Raw genomic sequence first — 18,761 nt, forward strand, 5'->3', positions numbered from 1 at the left:
GCGTGATGGCTGCCAGTTTAATTGTTCATCTACACAAGTTCTGCACTTTTCAGATCTAACGTAGAAACTATCGGAGGTGGAAGCGTCATTCTTTTGCATCCGAAGATCGTTTCTTCAAGGCTTGACTGCCTGACCTACCGTGAACTCCCTAACTCTTCGTCACTTGAGCGCTCTCCTCTACCCGATTCGACAACGACTAGAGTCGATCGAAATTTCTAATCCTCAAACCGCACGATCGCTCTGCAAAATCATCCCGGCTCGTTGTCCGTTTGAACGGCAAATCAAACTGTTTGATTACACGCTTGTTCGGATTCCACCGCTTTGTAAATTAAATCCCTTCTACGATCAAATCGTCAGTCTTCGCTTTAAATCTTTAGTTTATCTAGCAGACCAGTGTGGCGAAGATGTAACGCTTTATTCTTAGCTCCATTTTGTGGGGAAGGGGTTCTCTCTAAAACTGAGGTTCTGATGCCAACAACACACACACCCGAAGAAATTCCAGCAATGCTCCTCAAACAGCCTTGCTCCTCAGAGCATTTGACAAATGGTGATAAAAATAAATCGATTAAAATGCCACAAAATGATGCATCAGATCAAGCTCGTCTAAATCAGGGTCGAGTTGCGATCTTTGTTGACGGTTCAAATTTATTTTATGCTGCTTTACAGCTTGGAATTGAGATTGACTACTCAAAGCTACTGGGTCAACTCACTGCGAACTGTCGACTACTGCGAGCTTTTTTCTATACAGGTGTCGATCGTACCAATGAAAAGCAACAAGGTTTTTTGCTTTGGATGCGTCGTAATGGTTACCGAGTGATCACAAAGGATCTGATTCAATTGCCAGATGGTTCCAAAAAAGCGAACTTGGATGTCGAAATTGCGGTAGATATGCTAACTTTGGCAGACCACATCGATACTGTTATCTTAGTCAGCGGTGATGGAGATTTAGCCTATGCTGTCAATTCCATTGCTTATCAAGGCGTTCGTGTCGCTGTCGTCAGCTTGCGCTCAATGACAAGTGATAGCTTGATCAATGTTGCTGACTCCTACATCGATCTTGACACAATCAAGGAGAACATTCAAAAGCCTACTGGTGCTGGCTATACAGACTGTGTCACTAGGACCACATAATTTAAGATCTACTTGCTCAAGCTAGTATGACAGGTGTAGAAATCATGGTTTACTTAATTTTTCGAGGTTCTCTCAAGCAAACCTTACGGAGACACTCAGTTATCGCGTCTCCCCGTTACTAAAGTGATATAGCCCTACTTAACGCTGAAATCGCTCAAAAGTTAAATGCTATTTACAACGTTTGTCCCACGTACCCGGTTAAAAGTCGAGCTTTAAGGAAGGTTTGTTTGCAGATACCAAAACTGCTAACCTCTCAAATCAGCGACAGCAAGCAACCTCAAATCCAGCAACCGTGACTTAGTGTCGGCTGCATTTGACGAGTTAGACTGCGTGACTAACTCATTTTTGAAGCTCCCTAGCCTTTGCTTTCTTAAGGCTTTCATATCTACTTTGAAGCTCTCGAAAATTGTGTTCAATTAATGGAAAAAGCTTTGGCGGGAATGGTTCATTTAAATCCATTGGATTAACGTTTTGAAGTTCTTTGATAGAACGAATTGTTTTATAAACTGCAACATGCTTGATGTACTTTAGTAACTCATCGATTAACTCTTTGCTATTTGCTGAATTTTCAGCTAAATGGATCTTTGTCTCTATAATTTCAACTATCTCTTGGTGATTTTTAAGAATAAATTCTTTCTCTATAGCCTCACTTGCAGCATCAGGTAAAACATCTTGCTCAGAACTGAGAGACTTGATTCTTTTCCACATTACAGTATCTTTTTCCAATCTTAAATAGATAGGCCAGTAGAATTCGGAGATTTGCCTTTCTATAAATTCTAGTTCTGCATTGTATCGAGCTACAACAAGCTGATTCTCTAACTCAGATATCTGTTGTTTCTGCTGATTCTCCAATTCAGCAATAAGCTGTCTTTGATAATACTTTTCATTGGTTTCGTTCTTGAATACCTCAAAACGTTTGTTGAGCCAGTAACCTGCTACTAGCACAATGCCACCAAGTAAAACTTTATCAATAACTAATTCAATGATCTTTTCAGAAAGAGCCATTTAGCAATTCTCCCCCGGACTACCTGAAACTTAATGAAATTATCCGTATCAACCGAAAAAGTCCGATTACTTGAGCATTAGTATCTAAAGATACGCCTCAAACTGTACCTCAATCGAGCAATGAGCAGTCTAACAATTGCTAAAACTGCCTCTCTTAGCCTAATTATCTGAATCTAAACGTCGCCGAGAATGATCGACATACTATCCTGTCAGGAGGATTTAGGCTACTTGGATTTGGCATAATATCCTAAATTAGAAAATTAGACTGACTTTTTCCGTCTAATGCCTAGATTGAAAACATTAGGTTAATCCATGTTTCGCATATTACTCCCAAACATGAGGATTAGACCGGAAATTTACGTATTTCTCTTTAGAAATTGCACTATATCTGTCTGAGATCTCGTTCAACGCCATTTACTGGATGCGAGGTTAGGGCAAACGCATGAAAATTATTGAGACAGGATTTTGAGAAGATAACCATCATCCCATCCCGCCTTTTTTCGTTTCGCTGCAATGCCTGCCTTCGTCGTTTTGTCTTGTCCTAATAAGTTGAGCGCAATGTGACGCAACAGGGAAAAGTTTTGCGGTGCGTAATCCTTGCGGATACGGCAAGCATCTTCATCAAAAGCAACGTCTAACACCCAGTGCAAATGGCTTTCCACCGTCCAATGGGTGCGGATGGCAGCTAAGAGTTTCGCCGCGTCTGGGTCGAGACTACTGATGTAGTAGTGCGTTTCGCTGCTCGTTTGTCCCTCAATTTTGCGTTCGCGCTGAAGCATTACTACGGTCTTCAGTCCTTTCCACTGCGGCTTCTGCATCAAATAATCCAGTTCTGTGTCTGCCAACGTCCAGCACCGCCGAATCTCAATGCGTCCGTGTCCTTTGTCTATCGTTTGCACAAAGTCATGCGCGACATCTTGGAATTGCACGGCTTGAGCTTGCTCAAATAACCACTGCACATCTTCAAACAAGCTGCCTTGATTGCCTTTGAGAGCAAGCACATAGTCTGCACCGCGCTCAATGATTGTCGCAGCGATCTCTTTCTGTGTCCCCATCGCATCAATCGTGACGATACAGCCTTCGAGAGCTAGGACTTCTAGCAATTCTGGAATTGCTGTAATCTCATTCGACTTTGCATCGACTTTCTGTTGTCCTAACACCAAGCGATTCTCACTTGCCCAAGCACTCACCATATGAATCGCACCTTTGCCGTTGGCAGTATCATAAGAGTGGCGCACCTTCTTGCCATCAATGGCGATGACTTCGCCCTTACTCAAGGTGCTAATGGCACGAATCCAACCCAGAAAACATTGCTGCATCGCTTCTGGGTCAAGTCGAGCAAACACCCGCGCAAATGTATCATGCGACGGAATGCCGTTCGGCAACTTCAGAAAACTGCTCAACCACGATTGTTTCGATTGCCCATACAGTTCGATATCCACCCAACTCTCTGCCCCACAGATGACGGCACAAATCGTGATTGTGATGATGTCGATAAGTAAATGATCTTTGCCACGCTCATCGCGAGGGTCTGCCAAATCAGCAAAGTGCGTGAGAATCCGCGCATCCGTAGGTTGAGTCATGAGCAGTGTCTCTCAAGCGGGTTACACTGCTTTTAGCCTACGTCACTTTTTTCTTGCGTTTGCCCTAGATGCGAGGTGAATAGCATAACTCAACATGCAAAAATCTGCTATGACATAGCCATCACAGATTTTCTCTAGAGCGTAACTATGCTCATGCACATAAGGATAGGATGGAATGTAATCGATACTTAGACATTCGCCTGCTGCGCTGCAGCAGCTTGTTTCAAATCATTCTGATTGACCCACACCGTTTTTCTTCCATCTGAAATCCGACACAAATAAAATGCTTTATCATGCACCACTCGTTCGACCTTCTGAATTGTCCAACCTGACTTTCCTTTATATTGCACGGACTCTCCGACTCTCGGAGTCCAACCAATCTTCGCGATCGGCGTTAATCTCGCATCTGTATAATGCCAAAGCCAAACCGCACCCTTTACAACCCAAGGCGTGACGTGATCTGCAATCACAGACAATGCTAATGTTCCAAGCACCATCCAAGGTAAAACTTGATAATACAGCGGCAACTGCTGATGCACATACAAATTCAACGTGCGATCGACAACAAAATTGTGAATCAGAAAATAGCTATAGCTATGAATGCCAAGCCAAATCATTATTACACCTAACTTTAAGCGATCGCTGAAAAATCGAAACACGACCATGCAACAGAGCGTTAAACCGATAGCCAGCAAGAAATCATCAAAAATCCAGCCAAAGCGATAAAACTGAGCGACAAATCCGATCGCATAAACTGCTATACCAATCGAAAATGCTCTAGAAGACTTCCAAAAGATCGCGCCTTTACCCTGCGAATACTGCCGAGCGACTACCATTCCTAAAACGAAAGTACTGAGCTTTGCAATGAAATGCACAAATGGTTGCCAACCTGCCGATGCACTGACGATCGCATAAGTGGGATGACCCTTGAAGACATAAACCGCTAAGGCTCGATACACCAATGTAATCACAGTTGTCGTCAGCAACAAATTGCGCGATCCCCATCGATTCATCAGATACCAAAGCACTGGGAAAATCAACGCAAAACTCATAATCAATGGGACGAACCACCAAGGACCATTTGTGGGAAGAAGCAGTTCTCCACCATAATCAAACAAAATTGGGAACGACATGCCTGCGAATGTATGCCAAGCATCAGGAATATAGCTATTCGTCAACTCCCCAACCGTCCAAAGTACTGGGTAAGCCAACCACGCGACTGTCCAGAACGGTAGTAAAATTCTTAAAATTCGTCGCTTGAGAAAGCTACCTACTTCGATCGGTTGCCCTTTCAGTGATAGCACCAAGCTGAATCCACTTACCAAAACAAACACATCGACAAATTGATAGCCAAACCAAACAGGTAAACTCAAAACTTGAGTCAACCAACTATCACCCATCTGACGCGTCGCTAAAAATATCTGTTGCAAATTCGCAGCAAGTCCGGTTGGTTGAGGTGTAAAAGCATATTTCGTAAATAACAACTGAGCATGATAAAGCAACAGCAATACTGCTGCAAAAATCCGAATGCCTTCGAGCCATGCTAACCGCTGTAATTTCTTAGAACTTGCCATCCAGTTTCTCCTCAAATCCCCTTTCTAGGCTCTTGATGCGTTTCCAGGTAGTAGTGTGGCATCGTTTCTATAAATCGACGGACAAATCTGCCTATTGGCGGATTTTGAAAATCATGATTTCTAATATGACGCAAGGAATGACTTAACTACTTTTAATCACTCTTCATTCCTGACCAATGTTACCGAGCCGATGCTTTACCATTTTGCAGACTCAGTATATTCAACTCCTTTACAGAATTTCATCTCGCGTAAGAATGACAGATGCAATACTGAAAGGAGGATAGCTTTGACACATGATCTTTTACGCAACGTGATGCCCCATCGAAAATCTCTGGAAGAAGATCAGGGTTAATGTAAGTGAATTGGAAGCACCGAAATATATTAATCGGGAAACCCGTACATTTACGTAATTGTGTCATCAGAAGAAAATAAAGTTCCAAGATCTTACCGTATAGATCCTTGGACGAATCCGATTCAATCTGTGCAACACATATAAGACGATTACATCATGAGTATTAAATTCACCGCTGAAGACTTGTCACGATTGGACGATTTCCGCCTTGAGCGCTTTCATGAACTTTATGCCCAGACACTTGTAGGCTGTAGATTAGAGCTAAAATTCGATGCGTTGCTCATTCATTGTTCAGAGCCTTGGTGCGTCGATCAATTGATGGAAGAACTCGATCGCATGGTAAACGCTGTGTCGCTGGTACTGGGTACAAAGTATCTGTCGATCTGCTATGCGGCAGAGGAAGTTTATCGGACGAAGACCCGATTACACCGTCAACAATGCATGTCGCACTAAAATAGAGAAAACTCTCGTTTCAGTTGTCCCATGACTCTTACTTCGATTCCGATCGCCTTAACTATTGCGGGTTCAGATAGTGGAGGGGGGGCTGGAATTCAAGCTGATCTCCGCACGTTTGCTTTTCATCGCGTGCATGGAGCGAGTGCGATTACTTGCGTTACGGCACAGAATACCTTAGGTGTGTCACGAGTTGATGCTTTACCTTCAGCAGCCGTAGCCGCTCAGATTCAGGCTGTCGTGCAAGATATCGGAGTGCAAGCTGCTAAAACCGGAATGTTACTGAATCAAGAAATCATCGCTACGGTTTCTGAACAGGTTGCCGCTTGTAAAATTGTTAATTTAGTTGTTGATCCAGTGATGGTGTCTCGAACTGGAGCGCAATTGATTGATGATTCTGCGATCGCGGTTTTACGATCGCACCTGATTCCACAAGCGGCAATTCTGACCCCAAATCGCTACGAGGCTCAATTACTCAGTGGGCTTGAAATTCTCACCTTAGAGGACATGCAGGCTGCCTCTGAGAAAATTTTTGAATTGGGAGCAAAGTCAGTTCTCGTCAAAGGTGGCGGAATGAGTGGAGAACTGCGAGGAGTTGATGTTTGGTTTGATGGCAATGCGTGCGAAACCTTAACCACTCAAGTCGTGAATACACCGCACACGCATGGGACAGGATGTACATTGTCGGCAGCGATCGCGGCAAATTTGGCATTGGGGAAAGACCTACGATCGGCAGTTCACCTTGCTAAGAGCTATGTGACGACTGCATTGAAATATTCATTAGCAATTGGAAAAGGTCAAGGTCCAGTCGGGCATTTTTTCCCCTTGTTACTCTCAGATAGTTAAGAGGAGATTGCACAGATAGCAACAGGGGGAGTAGGGACAATCATTGCATCCCCACTCCCCCTTTTTCGACACTTAGCGCGATGGGAATTACATCATCCCCATACCACCCATGCCGCCCATACCACCCATACCACCCATGCCGCCCATGCCGCCCATATCAGGCGCAGCAGCAGATTTGGGTTCGGGTTTCTCAACGACCAATGCTTCAGTAGTCAACACCATGCCTGCGATCGAAGCTGCATCTTGAAGTGCAGTTCGCACAACTTTCGCAGGGTCAACAATGCCCGCTGCCAGCAAGTCTTCATACTTGTCGGTCAGCGCATTGTAGCCGTGGCTAAAGCTCATTTCGCGGACTTTCTCAACAATCACAGAGCCTTCAGCACCCGCGTTATCAGCAATCTGACGGAGCGGAGCATCGAGCGAGCGAATCACAATATCCACACCGATTTGCTCTTCAGCATTCAGCGTCGATTTCAATTCAACTAGCTTTCCAGCGAGGTGAACGAGAGAAACACCGCCTCCCGGAACGATTCCTTCTTCGACTGCGGCTTTTGTCGCATTCAAAGCATCTTCAATTCGGAGTTTGCGATTTTTTAACTCAGTTTCAGTAGCAGCACCGACTTTGATCACTGCAACACCACCGGATAATTTCGCAATCCGCTCAGAGATCTTTTCTCTGTCGTAGTCAGAATCACTGCGCTCAACTTCTTGACGCAATTGAGCGACGCGCTTCTCAATATTCTCGCTGTTGGCGACATCTGAAACGATCGTGGTGGAATCTTTCGTGACCGTGATTTTTCTAGCGGTTCCGAGCATGTCAGCCGAAACTGCATCTAAGCTCAGACCGATTTCTTCGGAGATCACCTGCCCATCGGTCAGAACTGCGATGTCTTGCAGCATCTGCTTCCGACGATCGCCGAATCCAGGTGCTTTGATTGCAACTGTATTCAATACACCGCGCAGACGGTTGACCACCAACGTTGCTAATGCTTCACCTTCAACGTCTTCTGCGATGATCAACAGAGGTTGACCAGCACGGGCAACTTTTTCGAGAACTGGAACTAATTCTTGAATCGAACCAATTTTCTTATCACAGAGCAGAATTGCAGCATTCTCATACTCAGCAATCAAGCGCTCAGTGTCGGTGACAAAGTAAGGAGAGAGATAACCGCGATCGATTTGCATCCCTTCGACGATATCCATTTCAGTCGCTAAGGATTTCGATTCTTCAACCGTAATCACACCGTCGCGTCCGACTTTATCCATCGCTGCTGCGATCATTTGTCCGACTTCATCATCATTTCCGGCGGAAACAGTTGCGACTTGTGCAATTTCGTTGCCTTCAACGGGTTTTGCGACCGCTTGGATTTCAGTGACCAGTTTCGCGATCGCTTTTTCCATGCCACGGCGCAAGCTGATCGGATTGGTGCCTGCTGCAACGTTTTTCATGCCTTCGCGAATCATCGCTTGAGCGAGAACCGTTGCGGTCGTTGTTCCATCCCCTGCCAAGTCCTTCGTTTTAGAAGCGACTTCACGAATCAAGGATGCGCCTGTGTTTTCTAGCGGATCTTCAAGTTCGATTTCTTTTGCGATCGTCACACCGTCATTGACGATTTGAGGCGCACCGAATTTTTTCTCAAGTAACACGTTCCGTCCGCGAGGACCGAGGGTGACGCGCACTGCATCTGCTAACGCATTCACGCCCCGTTCTAACGCCTGTCTGGATTCGTCATCAAAGACAACAATCTTTGCCATAGGTATGTCTCAGTTCTCCACCTAGAAATTTAGCACTCACTGGGACAGAGTGCTAAAAGAAGACAGATCGGAAAACCGTCCTTACGGCATTGAAGGTTGAATTTTGAATTGGAAAATTCAGGAGAATAATTCTTCAGCAGAAGATGGATGGATCGCGATCGCGTGATCGAGTTCAGCTTTCGTCAGTCCTTTCTGCATCGCGAGTGCAAATCCTTGAATGATCTCGATCGCATCGTCGCCCACGATGTGAATTCCAAGAATGCGATCGTCATGAGTTACAAATTTGATTAAGCTCTGACGCTTTTCTTGACTTAAGGTTCGCAGTAAGGGCGTGAATTCAGTTTGATAACATTTGATGCGATCGCCAAATTTTTCTTGCGCTTCAGATTCGGTCATGCCAACCGTTGCAGCTTCAGGACGAGAACACACGCCAGAAGGAATCAAATGGTAATCGATTGCCATCTGTGACTTGCCAAACACAGTTTCGGCAAAGGCTCGTCCTTCAGCGCGGGCGACCGGAGTGAGTTGCTTGCGATTCGTGCAGTCTCCAACCGCGTAAATATGCGGCAGATTTGTGCGGCTAAATTCATCAACGGCGATCGCTTTATTGTCTTGTTCAATTCCTATGGTGTCCAAATTGAGATGTTCTAAATTGGGGATACGTCCGGTCGCACAGAGCAACGTATCTACCGTCAGCAGGTCTGAGCGATCTCCGGTGAGTTGAATTTGAATGTTATCTCCAACTCGTTCAATTTTTTCCGCAGTTGTATTGCAATAGCTATGGATTCCGCGATCGACTAATTCATTTCTCACAGTATTACGAACAGTGTCGTCAAACCCTTCTAAAATGCAACACTCTCGATTCATCAAAAAGACTTCAACTCCCAATCCGCGCATCAGACTAGAGAATTCTACGCCAATGTAGCCACCACCTAGAATGGCTAACCGTTTGGGGAGTTTCTCAAGATGGAACATTTCATCTGAAGTCACTGCATGTTCGATGCCTGAAATGTTAGGCTTTGTTGCTTTTCCACCAACTGCAATCAGAATTTTATCGGCTGTAAATTTTTGATCATTCACGCTGATCGTGTGTTCATCAACAAACGCGGCCGCTCCTTGCAAGAGTTCGACTCCTTTGTCTTTGAGCTTAGATTGATAAACATGGCGTAAGCGATCGAGTTCACGATCTCGGATTTGCTTGAACTGTTGCCAGCTAAATTTGGGAGTTTCTTGTGACCAGCCATACTCTTGGGCAAGGTGTGCGAACTCTGCAAAATCGGCAGCATAGACCATGAGTTTTTTAGGAATACAGCCGAGATTTACACAGGTTCCACCAACGTGGGCAGATTCCGCGATCGCAACTTTCGCGCCATAGCTCGCCGCTTTTTTGGCTGCGGATAGTCCACCTGGACCTGCACCAATTACAAATAAATCATAGCGATAGGTCATGGCGAGAATTCCTTTTTGAGTAGCGTAATTGAGTTCGCAGAGCGATCCCAACTGTCGCAAGAGAGGAATGAGGCGCAACTCTGGGTAGAGGTTAGCCAAGCGATAAATCCATAAAATTTAGACCGCACATCGAGAGAAAAGCTATGAGTCAGGAATTGAAGAAAGGCGATCACGTTGAGTGGAATACTTCGGGCGGTAAAACCGAGGGCGAAGTTAAGGAAAAGATTACAGAACCTACTGACTTTAAAAATCACCACTTTGAGGCTTCAGAAGAAAATCCTGAATACTTAGTTGAAACTTCTAAAAGCCATAAGGAAGCGATTCATAAACCCGAGCAATTAAAAAAGAAAGAATGACCTCAAATCGAGTTGATCGGAGATCTTTAATTAAGGAGAAGACGTTAAAGTTACCTAAAGAACTCTGGATTCTAAAGATCTCAACTTCTACGTTTATCTCAATCCTCAATCATCATGACTCCCGAACTTGGTTTAGTGTGTGTGTCTGCATCGAAAACGGTGCGATTCAAAACGATGACGCGGAAGCGATTCTTACAATTTGAACTCGCAGAGCAAGAGCAAGTTCTACGTGAACTCTATACCGAAAACTTGCACCGATTAGCGATCGCGATCAAGTTCTGTGCTGAGCATCATATTCGGCTCTATCGTTTAAGCTCTGGCTTATTTCCCTTTGCCGATGAGCCTATCGGATCTGCCATCTTAGATGAGTTTGCAGAAGGGCTGAGCTTAGTGGGAGATCAGTCACGACAATTGGGCATCCGCTTAGTGTTTCATCCCGATCAGTTCGTTGTGCTCAACTCCGATCGCCCTGAAGTCATCGAAAATAGCATCAAAATTTTGACGATGCATGCGCATGTTTTTGATTTGTTAGGACTGCCGAAATCGCCTTGGGCATTGATCAACATCCATGGTGGAAAAGGCGATCGCGTAGAGCGATTGCTAGATACGATCGCAAACTTACCCGACAATATCCGACTCCGACTCACGCTCGAAAACGACGAGTATACTTACAGCGCAGAGCAAATGGTTTCGATTTGCTCTGCTGCTAAAATTCCGCACGTGTTCGATGCCCATCATCATGTGATCTATGCGCAAGTCGATAGCTATGAGCACGAAAGCGTAGGCGCAATGCTGGAAGCAGCTCGATCGACCTGGGAGGTTCCAGAATGGCAGCTTGTCCATATCTCGAATGGAGCAGATAGCTTCCTCGATCAGCGTCACAGCGATTACATTACTGTGATGCCAAGCTCTTATCGACAAGCGCCTTGGATCGAGATTGAAGCAAAGCAAAAAGAATTAGCGATTCAGAAACTTCAGCAGGAATGGTTATATTCTGATCTCAATGTTCTCTCGCCAGTAGAGGCAGAGCCATCGCCCTCTAAAGTCGCGTCCGTTTCTCGTGCGGCTCAAAAGGTCAGCCTTCGGAAATGATCGAATGAACCCGTTTCGGCTCAGGTCGGTTGACTCAATCGCTTTCCTGCAAATGCCTTTGCGAATAGAATTCGCGGCTAGACAAACCAAGTCCGCCGTCGTGGACTGCTCCAACTCTGGCTGTTAACCTGCAAAAGCAGGTTTTGTCTGTGTAGCCCCGAATTCCATTCGGCAGGCAATTTAGATTCATACAGAAAGTCTAATTTGCGCTTGATCCAGAGAAGTTTGATCAGCGAATCAATCAAACTTCTCAATTCACTAATCGCAATACAGCGTCTCGCGCGTTTCGCGTCCCGTCACCGGATTCGTACCTTGTGCAACCTTGCACAGCAGCTTCTGCACGTCGGGGCGTAACTCTACATCGGTAAAATCTGCGCCATCAATAATTGCCCCTTCAAACTTCGCATTCGAGGCAAAGGCACCCGCCAAATTTGCATTCGTCAAATTCGCGCGCGTCAAGCGGGCTGAATCTAACGTACTATTTCTCAAATCTGCCCCTTCCAGATTTGCCCGTTCCAGATTTGTCGCAAAAAATCGCACGCCTTTGAGATTCGTGTGGCTCAAATTACTTTCGCGCATATTCGCCTTGGTAAATTCCGAATCCGTTAAATCTTGACCGGAAAAATCCGCCCCGACCAATGATTCTCGGTTGTAATCTAACGCGAGCACGGGTGTAGCGAAAACAACCCAAGTCGCAATTAGAACGACGACGGCACAAACCAAACCTTTTAAGCGTTTAGAACTCATCGGAAAAATCAGGGAATGTTGAAAGAGAACTGCTTTAAAATCGTACCTGTGGATCAGCAGAATTCGACATCAGAAATTGGAACATCCGGCGAAAACTTTGTCGCAGACTGGCTACAAACACAAGGAGCAACTATTCTGGCGCGCAACTGGACTTGTCGATCGGGCGAATTAGACCTCGTTGCGCAAACGCAAGACCAAGTCGTGGCATTTGTCGAAGTCAAAACTCGCAGTCGCGGCAATTGGGACAATCATGGCGCATTGGCGATTACGGCTGCTAAACAGCGCAAAATCATCACCGCCGCCCAACTTTTTCTCTTAAAGCATCCGCATCTCGCGCATCTTGCCTGTCGCTTTGATGTCGCCTTGGTACGAAAAAGGGGAAATCCAAGAACTTCCCCCCACCTCACCAAAAATCAATTCGTGCTACAAGACTATATCTGTGATGCGTTTTTCTAAGCTAGTGTTTCAGGACAATAGCCTAAGCCTTGTACAAACTGTTTGCGAAATTCTTCAATTTCTTCGCGATCTGGGTTGCCATGAGACACAACCGCGACTTGATACCGCTGCATGACCTCGATCGGGGATTGACCCGTCTCTAAGCCCCAGAGCACCATCTGAATCCGAATGCTGGGGTGACAGACGATACCCAACTCGTTCAGGAATGCTTGAAAGTCACCTTCTGTTTGTTCATCGAGCGATTTAGCCAGTTTCACCCTCACGACCCAACCATCAATCTGATGAATGACAGTTATGAAACTGAGCGGCAGAAACTTTGAGTTGTGCAGATGTTCCACAATTCTCAGAGTTAGACTGGCATTCGCGAGGGAGTAGACATATTCCATAGAACACAAACCCAGCAAATGCTACTCTTCTATTCTGATTGAGGATCGCCTTTTCACATAGGGGCAAAGCCCCCGATATTGGCTAGGGAATCTCACCCATTTTTAGGATTCTATATTTAAAGGCTCAAAATTATCAGAAAATACTAACCACTCACCTGTGACGACCAATTAGGACTGAGACCGTGGAAGCTGATCAACTCCTCTCGGCTTATGATTACCATTTACCCGAAGACCGCATCGCCCAGAATCCCGCTGAGCCAAGGGATAGCGCGCGATTGCTCGTTCTCAAAACATTGACGGAACATTGTCATCAAGTGTTTCATGATCTAGTCGAGATTCTGCAACCCGGCGATTTGCTGGTGCTGAATAATACCCAAGTGATTCCGGCTCGTCTGCATGGACACAAATCGACTGGAACTGAGGTAGAGATTTTGTTGTTGGAGGAACAGCAGCAGAATCAGTGGTTGTCATTGGTGAAGCCGGGACGAAGGCTGAAGCCTGGCAATCAAATTACCTTTACCCCTCGATCGCAGACGGACATCAAGCTGAATGCCCAAATTTTAGCCAGCGATCCAGAAACACGCGGCAGGATTTTACAGTTTGAAGTGTCGGATGGACGATCGCTGCTCGAAGTGATTGATCATTTTGGTGAAGTGCCGTTGCCGCCTTATATTCACGACACTGAAGCAGAAGCCGATCGCTATCAGACGGTGTATGCCGATCGCTTAGGCGCTGTCGCTGCGCCGACTGCGGGATTGCATTTCACGCCCGAACTGTTAGAGCGCTTAGAACAAAAGGGTATCGATCGGGCTTTTGTGACGCTGCATGTTGGGGTAGGAACCTTCCGACCTGTGGAGGTTGAAAATATTACTGAACATCAGATGCATGGAGAATGGATCGAAGTTTCGCCGGAGACGGTAGAGAAGATTCGGGAGACAAAAGCGAAAGGCGGACGAGTGATTGCCGTGGGGACGACGGTTGTACGATCGCTGGAAGGCGCTTCGCAATCGGGTCAACTTGAACCCTATTGTGGCAAAACGAATTTATTTATTTATCCGGGCTATCAGTGGCGTGTGGTCGATGGCATGATCACAAACTTCCACTTGCCGAAATCGAGTTTGCTGATGCTTGTTAGTGCCTTGATCGGGCGAGAACGCTTGTTATCGGTGTATCAAGATGCGATCGACAATCAGTATCGGTTTTATTCATTTGGCGATGCGATGCTGATTTTGCCAGAAGCAAAACTCAGGAATTAGTTTCTAGTCGCTCTGGATTGGGCATTTGCGATGTATACAAGAGGTTGATCGCAAGTTGCAGCTTTGAGCTACATGAGATTCATTGGATCGACATCGATCGTTAAACTCACCGTCGAAGGACACTGCGATCTCAGTTCCATCACATTCGGAATGCGATCGCTGGTGAGTTTGAGAAGAATCTGCCAGCGATATCGTTGGTTAATTTTTGCGATCGTGGCGGGAGCAGGCCCCAATACTTCATCTTCAGAGTGTAAAAGCTGATCAGCGAGTAGCTCCGCCGTACTTCGGACAGTCTGCTCATTCAATCCACTCAGGCGGAGTAACACTAACCGCCCGTAAGGGGGATAGTTCAACGCTGCACGCTGCTCTAGTTCAGTGGCAACAAAAGGCTCATATTGCTGACGTTGAACGGCTTGAATCACTGGATGTTCAGGCGCATAAGTTTGAAGAATCACCCGTCCAGGTTCGGTTCCGCGTCCGGCGCGTCCGGCAACTTGAACTAACGTTTGAAAAGCTCTCTCACTAGCTCGAAAGTCTGCTAAGTTCAGTAACCCGTCGGCTGAGATAATCCCGACTAAAGTTACTTGGGGTAAGTCAATCCCCTTAGTGAGCATCTGAGTTCCGACAAGCAGATCTGCATCTCCGTGAGCAAATTGACTCAGCAAAGCTCGATGCGCTCCTTTTGCGCGCGTTGTATCGCTATCGAATCGAATCGTTTTCAATTCGGGGAAAAGTTTAGCGATTTCTTGAACAACTCGTTGAGTGCCACTGCCAAAGTTTTTGAAATACGAAGAACTACAGCTAGGACAACGCTGCGGTTGAAGCTGAGTATAGTTACAATAATGACATCTTAAAATCGGTTGAGCAGTTTCGTGAACGTGATGATAGGACAGTGAAACATCACAATTGGGACATTCCATCACATAGCCACAACTCCGACAAGACACAAACGTGCTATGCCCACGACGATGAATGAATAACAAGCCTTTTTGATTGTTTTCTTTGAGCTTTTTCAACTGAGCTTGCAGCGATCGACTAAAAATCGAAGGATTGCGATCGTGCAATTCTTTCCGCATATCAACAATGTCGATTTTCGGCAAAGGGCGATCTAAGATTCGCTTCGGTAAAGATAGATAAGTAGACGATTGTGAGTCTAACCAAGTCTCTAGCGAAGGTGTTGCTGAGCCGAGAATTAAGGGACAGTTTTCTAATTCAGCCCGCCATTGTGCAACCGATCGAGCATGGTAACAAGGTGCAGGTTGATCTTGCTTAAAACTCGAATCATGTTCTTCGTCTAAGACGATTAATCCGAGATTGGGCAACGGCGCGAACACTGCCGATCGCGTTCCAATCACCACTTGAGGCGACCCTGTGAGCATTTGTCGCCAAGTGTCGAACCGTTCACCATCGGATAAAGCACTGTGATACACACAAACGCGATCGCCAAATCTTGCCCGAAAGCGATCCGTCAATTGCGGCGTTAACCCAATCTCAGGGACTAAGACTAAAGCAGATTGACCGCGTTGCAACATCGGCGCGATCGCTTGCAAGTAAACCTCAGTCTTGCCTGATCCCGTGACCCCATGCAGCAAAATTTTTTCAAATGCTGTGACTGTATGAATCTTTTTCAGCACTTCTGCTTGATGATGCGTCAGCACTTTTGCCGCATCCTGCTCAACATCCGGTGCATGTTCACTTCGCAGCACTTCTCGCCCCTGAAGCAGCACACAGCCCTGCTCTTGTAAGCGCTTTACAGTGGGTGAAGTCGTTCGGCAGTGCTGCAACAGATCTGTCAGCCACATTTCACCGCCATTGCGCTTAAGCACTTCTAAAATCTCACGTTGTCGGACACTGCTTTGTGTGGCGGAGCCATCGCTCAACTCACCCTGAGTTGAGACTAAAATCACCGCTTGCCGCAATTGGGGACGAATCGTGGCAGGTGGCTCCAGATAGCTCTCGACCCAATTCAGCTTGAGCAGGTCTTGTAAGCCCCGATTCGCGCCTTTGACTTGCCGTTGCACAAATTGCCAGGAATAATCTTTTGTTTTGCTCGACTTGAGCAGTTTGAGAATCTGTTGGGCTGCACTATTCAGACTGGCTTCACTGGCATCGGGCTTGATCAAGCGAATGCGTCTTTGCGATCGCGCCAATAATCCCGGCGGCAACGCCACGCGTACCACCTGCATTAATGAAGTTTGATAGTAGCGTGCGACTTGATCGAGCAATGACCAATAAGAGGCAGGAAAGAAGCCAGCACTGACGATCGAATCAATCGATCGAATTTGCTCGGGCAATAAATCCGGCGGTTGATTCCCAACGCGCACCGCAATCCCACCGACCTGTTGTGCGCCAAAAGGCACACTCAAAATGTCACCCGGCTGCACCAATAAATCCGGACGCGACTGATAAGTATAGACTCCTTGCGACCCTGGACAATCGACTAACACATCGACCCAAGCAGGTGACACCCCATACTCTGCCTTTAATTCCGCCACAGACTGCAACTCAGACATATCGCAAATGAAGAGAAAAACTTAAGAAAATCCGCAGCTTTGCAAACTCGCGGTATTAAATAATCAGAGGAGTTGAGAAGTTTATTAGTTCAAATACACTAACCATTAATTCTAATTTTAACGTGTGATGAGTTTACAGGATCACTCGCCCTATCGCACGACTCTACCTACGATAGATTCACAAAAAACGCTCTGGCTTTTCCGACCATTGGTAGAGATGTAAACCGAAACAGGTATGAGAGTCTGTTATAGCAGCTAGGGATTCATTTGAAATCCTAAATCTCTGGAATCTTCATCCACGCTGAACTATATTGCTGGGGATCATGCCAGCCTATGTGGACGAAGTGAGTGATTTGATCTCCAAATCTCAACTCATTTCTAAAAGTTTCCAAAAAGTTTCTATAAAACGCCGAAATTCGTCATAAGTTCAGGAGGAGTTGATTATTTTGTCATTTATAAATTGAAACGAAAACATAGCATTCAAAACTGTCGATCGCTGACTTAAGGTTCTGTCTAGTTTGACACTTAAATTAGCTCAAATAGCCCCCCTGTAAAACTTCATTGATATAACACTATGAGCGAACAAAGCAACAGTTCCCCAACCGTAGCCCTCTCTCAGGATATGGACTTTGCAATGGACGTTGCTGAGTTAGATTCAGTAGACTCATTGCAATTAGAAGCTGACTTAGAAGACAGCACCCCGATCGAGATTGAGCCGGATATTCTTGAGCTTACGTCTGTTGGAAATTCATCAGAGGATGAGGTCGATCAAATCGCATCAGCTCGCTCCTCTGGCTATAACAAGACCGTTGCCGATGATGCAGTGGGAGCTTTCTTTAAAGAAATGGCACGGTATCCACTCCTGAAAGCGGATGAGGAAGTGGAGCTTGCAAGACGGGTACAGTACTTAGTTGAAGTCGATAGCGCTCGACGCAAGCTGTATCAAGAATTAGGTCATGCTCCTACCAAGGCTCAATTAGCTGAACACTTTGGACTCACTGAACGGCAATTGGATCATCGCTTACACCGGAGTCGAGTAGCGAAACGGAAGATGATTCGATCGAATCTTCGTTTAGTCGTGTCGATCGCGAAACGGTATCTAAATCGCGGTGTGCCGTTTCTTGATTTGATTCAAGAAGGTGCATTGGGACTCAACCGCGCAACAGAAAAGTTTGATCCCGATAAGGGATATAAGTTTTCGACCTATGCATATTGGTGGATTCGGCAGGGGATTACCAGAACGATCGCAAATGATGCTCGTACGATTCGCTTACCGATTCACATTGTCGAAAAGCTGAATAAGCTGAAGAAAGCACATCGCGACCTGAAACGAGAGTTAAATCGCAATCCGACCGAAGCAGAACTGGCTCAATCTTTAGAATTGACCGTTGAGCAATTGCAGCATTTACATCAAGTTCGTCGTCAGTCGTTATCGCTGAATCATCGAGTTGGTAAAGGCGAAGATACAGAATTGATGGACTTACTCGAAGATGGCGATACTCAATCACCCGAATCTCAGATGAGTGAAACGATGTTACGCCAAGAGATTTGGGAGGTATTGGGCAATGTCTTAACCGAACGCGAAAAAGATATTATTTCTTTGCGCTACGGATTGACGACGAGTAAGCCTTGTACGCTTGAAGAAGTTGGCGGCATGTTCAACTTGTCACGAGAGCGGGTTCGCCAAATCCAAAGTAAGGCAATGCGCAAGTTACGCCGTCCTCAGATTGCAGAACGGTTAAAAGGGTGGTTGGGCTAGAAAAATTAGCAATCACTGCGATCGCTGTTACTCAGGCAGAAATGTGTT

The 18,761-nt window shown here is 45.9% G+C and carries 17 protein-coding genes; 9 read left to right on the forward strand and 8 right to left on the reverse strand.

Annotation, left to right across the window (positions count from 1 at the left end; genetic code table 11):
- The first annotated feature begins 139 nt into the window (after positions 1-139).
- Complete coding sequence (locus LEPBO_RS0115815) at positions 140-424, forward strand: Mo-dependent nitrogenase C-terminal domain-containing protein (RefSeq protein WP_017288535.1); 285 nt, start codon at positions 140-142, stop codon at positions 422-424.
- A gap of 146 nt (positions 425-570) precedes the next feature.
- A complete protein-coding gene (locus tag LEPBO_RS37200; protein ID WP_051077865.1) occupies positions 571-1,131 on the forward strand; it encodes a LabA-like NYN domain-containing protein in 561 nt (186 codons plus the stop codon).
- Positions 1,132-1,470: 339 nt separating this feature from the next.
- Here LEPBO_RS37200 and LEPBO_RS0115825 read toward each other — a convergent pair whose 3' ends face one another.
- From LEPBO_RS0115825 to LEPBO_RS0115835, 3 genes are all read right to left on the reverse strand, one after another.
- Complete coding sequence (locus LEPBO_RS0115825) at positions 1,471-2,136, reverse strand: hypothetical protein (protein WP_017288537.1); 666 nt, start codon at positions 2,134-2,136, stop codon at positions 1,471-1,473.
- A 449-nt stretch (positions 2,137-2,585) separates the two neighbouring features.
- On the reverse strand, positions 2,586-3,719 hold the full coding sequence (locus LEPBO_RS0115830) for an ISAs1 family transposase (protein WP_017288538.1): 1,134 nt from the start codon (positions 3,717-3,719) through the stop codon (positions 2,586-2,588).
- Between the two features lie 188 nt (positions 3,720-3,907).
- A complete protein-coding gene (locus tag LEPBO_RS0115835; protein ID WP_017288539.1) occupies positions 3,908-5,293 on the reverse strand; it encodes an acyltransferase family protein in 1,386 nt (461 codons plus the stop codon).
- A gap of 508 nt (positions 5,294-5,801) precedes the next feature.
- Between LEPBO_RS0115835 and LEPBO_RS0115840 the strand changes: the two genes are divergently transcribed.
- Both LEPBO_RS0115840 and thiD read left to right on the forward strand, forming a co-directional pair.
- Complete coding sequence (locus LEPBO_RS0115840) at positions 5,802-6,098, forward strand: hypothetical protein (RefSeq protein ID WP_017288540.1); 297 nt, start codon at positions 5,802-5,804, stop codon at positions 6,096-6,098.
- Between the two features lie 30 nt (positions 6,099-6,128).
- The gene (gene thiD / locus LEPBO_RS0115845) at positions 6,129-6,944 is read left to right on the forward strand and encodes a bifunctional hydroxymethylpyrimidine kinase/phosphomethylpyrimidine kinase (protein ID WP_017288541.1); all 816 of its coding nucleotides are present in this window, start codon (positions 6,129-6,131) and stop codon (positions 6,942-6,944) included.
- 87 nt (positions 6,945-7,031) lie between these two features.
- On the opposite strand, the gene groL is transcribed toward thiD, so the two are convergent.
- On the reverse strand, positions 7,032-8,699 hold the full coding sequence (groL, locus tag LEPBO_RS0115850; protein WP_017288542.1) for a chaperonin GroEL: 1,668 nt from the start codon (positions 8,697-8,699) through the stop codon (positions 7,032-7,034).
- A 117-nt stretch (positions 8,700-8,816) separates the two neighbouring features.
- Positions 8,817-10,247 carry a glutathione-disulfide reductase gene (gorA, locus tag LEPBO_RS0115855; RefSeq protein ID WP_017288543.1) on the reverse strand — a complete coding sequence of 477 codons (1,431 nt, stop codon included), beginning with the start codon at positions 10,245-10,247 and terminating at the stop codon, positions 8,817-8,819.
- A 44-nt stretch (positions 10,248-10,291) separates the two neighbouring features.
- Here gorA and LEPBO_RS0115860 point away from each other — a divergent pair, with 44 nt between their 5' ends.
- Positions 10,292-10,504, forward strand: a complete 213-nt coding sequence (locus LEPBO_RS0115860) for a hypervirulence associated TUDOR domain-containing protein (protein WP_017288544.1) — start codon at positions 10,292-10,294, stop codon at positions 10,502-10,504.
- Positions 10,505-10,618: 114 nt separating this feature from the next.
- Positions 10,619-11,596 carry a UV DNA damage repair endonuclease UvsE gene (gene uvsE / locus LEPBO_RS37205; protein WP_017288545.1) on the forward strand — a complete coding sequence of 326 codons (978 nt, stop codon included), beginning with the start codon at positions 10,619-10,621 and terminating at the stop codon, positions 11,594-11,596.
- Between the two features lie 258 nt (positions 11,597-11,854).
- Here the strand turns inward: uvsE and LEPBO_RS0115870 are convergent, their stop codons facing one another.
- Complete coding sequence (locus tag LEPBO_RS0115870) at positions 11,855-12,343, reverse strand: pentapeptide repeat-containing protein (protein ID WP_017288546.1); 489 nt, start codon at positions 12,341-12,343, stop codon at positions 11,855-11,857.
- Between the two features lie 48 nt (positions 12,344-12,391).
- Between LEPBO_RS0115870 and LEPBO_RS37210 the strand changes: the two genes are divergently transcribed.
- On the forward strand, positions 12,392-12,799 hold the full coding sequence (locus tag LEPBO_RS37210) for a YraN family protein (protein ID WP_225885692.1): 408 nt from the start codon (positions 12,392-12,394) through the stop codon (positions 12,797-12,799).
- Here LEPBO_RS37210 and LEPBO_RS0115880 read toward each other — a convergent pair.
- Positions 12,796-13,185, reverse strand: coding sequence for a hypothetical protein (locus LEPBO_RS0115880; RefSeq protein WP_017288548.1), 390 nt, complete (start codon positions 13,183-13,185; stop codon positions 12,796-12,798). The genes LEPBO_RS37210 and LEPBO_RS0115880 overlap by 4 nt on opposite strands.
- A 182-nt stretch (positions 13,186-13,367) precedes the next feature.
- Here LEPBO_RS0115880 and queA point away from each other — a divergent pair, with 182 nt between their 5' ends.
- Positions 13,368-14,441: a tRNA preQ1(34) S-adenosylmethionine ribosyltransferase-isomerase QueA gene (gene queA / locus LEPBO_RS0115885; RefSeq protein ID WP_017288549.1), complete on the forward strand. Its 1,074-nt coding sequence runs from the start codon at positions 13,368-13,370 to the stop codon at positions 14,439-14,441.
- Positions 14,442-14,509: 68 nt separating this feature from the next.
- Here queA and priA read toward each other — a convergent pair whose 3' ends face one another.
- Positions 14,510-16,954 (reverse strand): primosomal protein N', encoded by a 2,445-nt coding sequence (gene priA / locus LEPBO_RS0115890; protein WP_017288550.1) that lies wholly within the window; start codon positions 16,952-16,954, stop codon positions 14,510-14,512.
- Positions 16,955-17,528: 574 nt separating this feature from the next.
- Here priA and LEPBO_RS0115895 point away from each other — a divergent pair.
- Positions 17,529-18,713, forward strand: a complete 1,185-nt coding sequence (locus LEPBO_RS0115895) for an RpoD/SigA family RNA polymerase sigma factor (RefSeq protein ID WP_017288551.1) — start codon at positions 17,529-17,531, stop codon at positions 18,711-18,713.
- Positions 18,714-18,761 lie beyond the last annotated feature (48 nt).

Source organism: Leptolyngbya boryana PCC 6306, assembly GCF_000353285.1.
GTDB lineage: Bacteria > Cyanobacteriota > Cyanobacteriia > Leptolyngbyales > Leptolyngbyaceae > Leptolyngbya > Leptolyngbya boryana.

Coding starts and splice junctions, on each gene's coding strand:
- LEPBO_RS37200 (WP_051077865.1), top strand. CDS start 571: ATGCCACAAAATGATGCATCAGATCAAGCTCGTCTAAATCAGGGTCGA.
- LEPBO_RS0115825 (WP_017288537.1), bottom strand. CDS start 2,136: ATGGCTCTTTCTGAAAAGATCATTGAATTAGTTATTGATAAAGTTTTA.
- LEPBO_RS0115830 (WP_017288538.1), bottom strand. CDS start 3,719: ATGACTCAACCTACGGATGCGCGGATTCTCACGCACTTTGCTGATTTG.
- LEPBO_RS0115835 (WP_017288539.1), bottom strand. CDS start 5,293: ATGGCAAGTTCTAAGAAATTACAGCGGTTAGCATGGCTCGAAGGCATT.
- LEPBO_RS0115840 (WP_017288540.1), top strand. CDS start 5,802: ATGAGTATTAAATTCACCGCTGAAGACTTGTCACGATTGGACGATTTC.
- thiD (WP_017288541.1), top strand. CDS start 6,129: ATGACTCTTACTTCGATTCCGATCGCCTTAACTATTGCGGGTTCAGAT.
- groL (WP_017288542.1), bottom strand. CDS start 8,699: ATGGCAAAGATTGTTGTCTTTGATGACGAATCCAGACAGGCGTTAGAA.
- LEPBO_RS0115860 (WP_017288544.1), top strand. CDS start 10,292: ATGAGTCAGGAATTGAAGAAAGGCGATCACGTTGAGTGGAATACTTCG.
- uvsE (WP_017288545.1), top strand. CDS start 10,619: ATGACTCCCGAACTTGGTTTAGTGTGTGTGTCTGCATCGAAAACGGTG.
- LEPBO_RS0115870 (WP_017288546.1), bottom strand. CDS start 12,343: ATGAGTTCTAAACGCTTAAAAGGTTTGGTTTGTGCCGTCGTCGTTCTA.
- LEPBO_RS0115880 (WP_017288548.1), bottom strand. CDS start 13,185: ATGGAATATGTCTACTCCCTCGCGAATGCCAGTCTAACTCTGAGAATT.
- priA (WP_017288550.1), bottom strand. CDS start 16,954: ATGTCTGAGTTGCAGTCTGTGGCGGAATTAAAGGCAGAGTATGGGGTG.
- LEPBO_RS0115895 (WP_017288551.1), top strand. CDS start 17,529: ATGAGCGAACAAAGCAACAGTTCCCCAACCGTAGCCCTCTCTCAGGAT.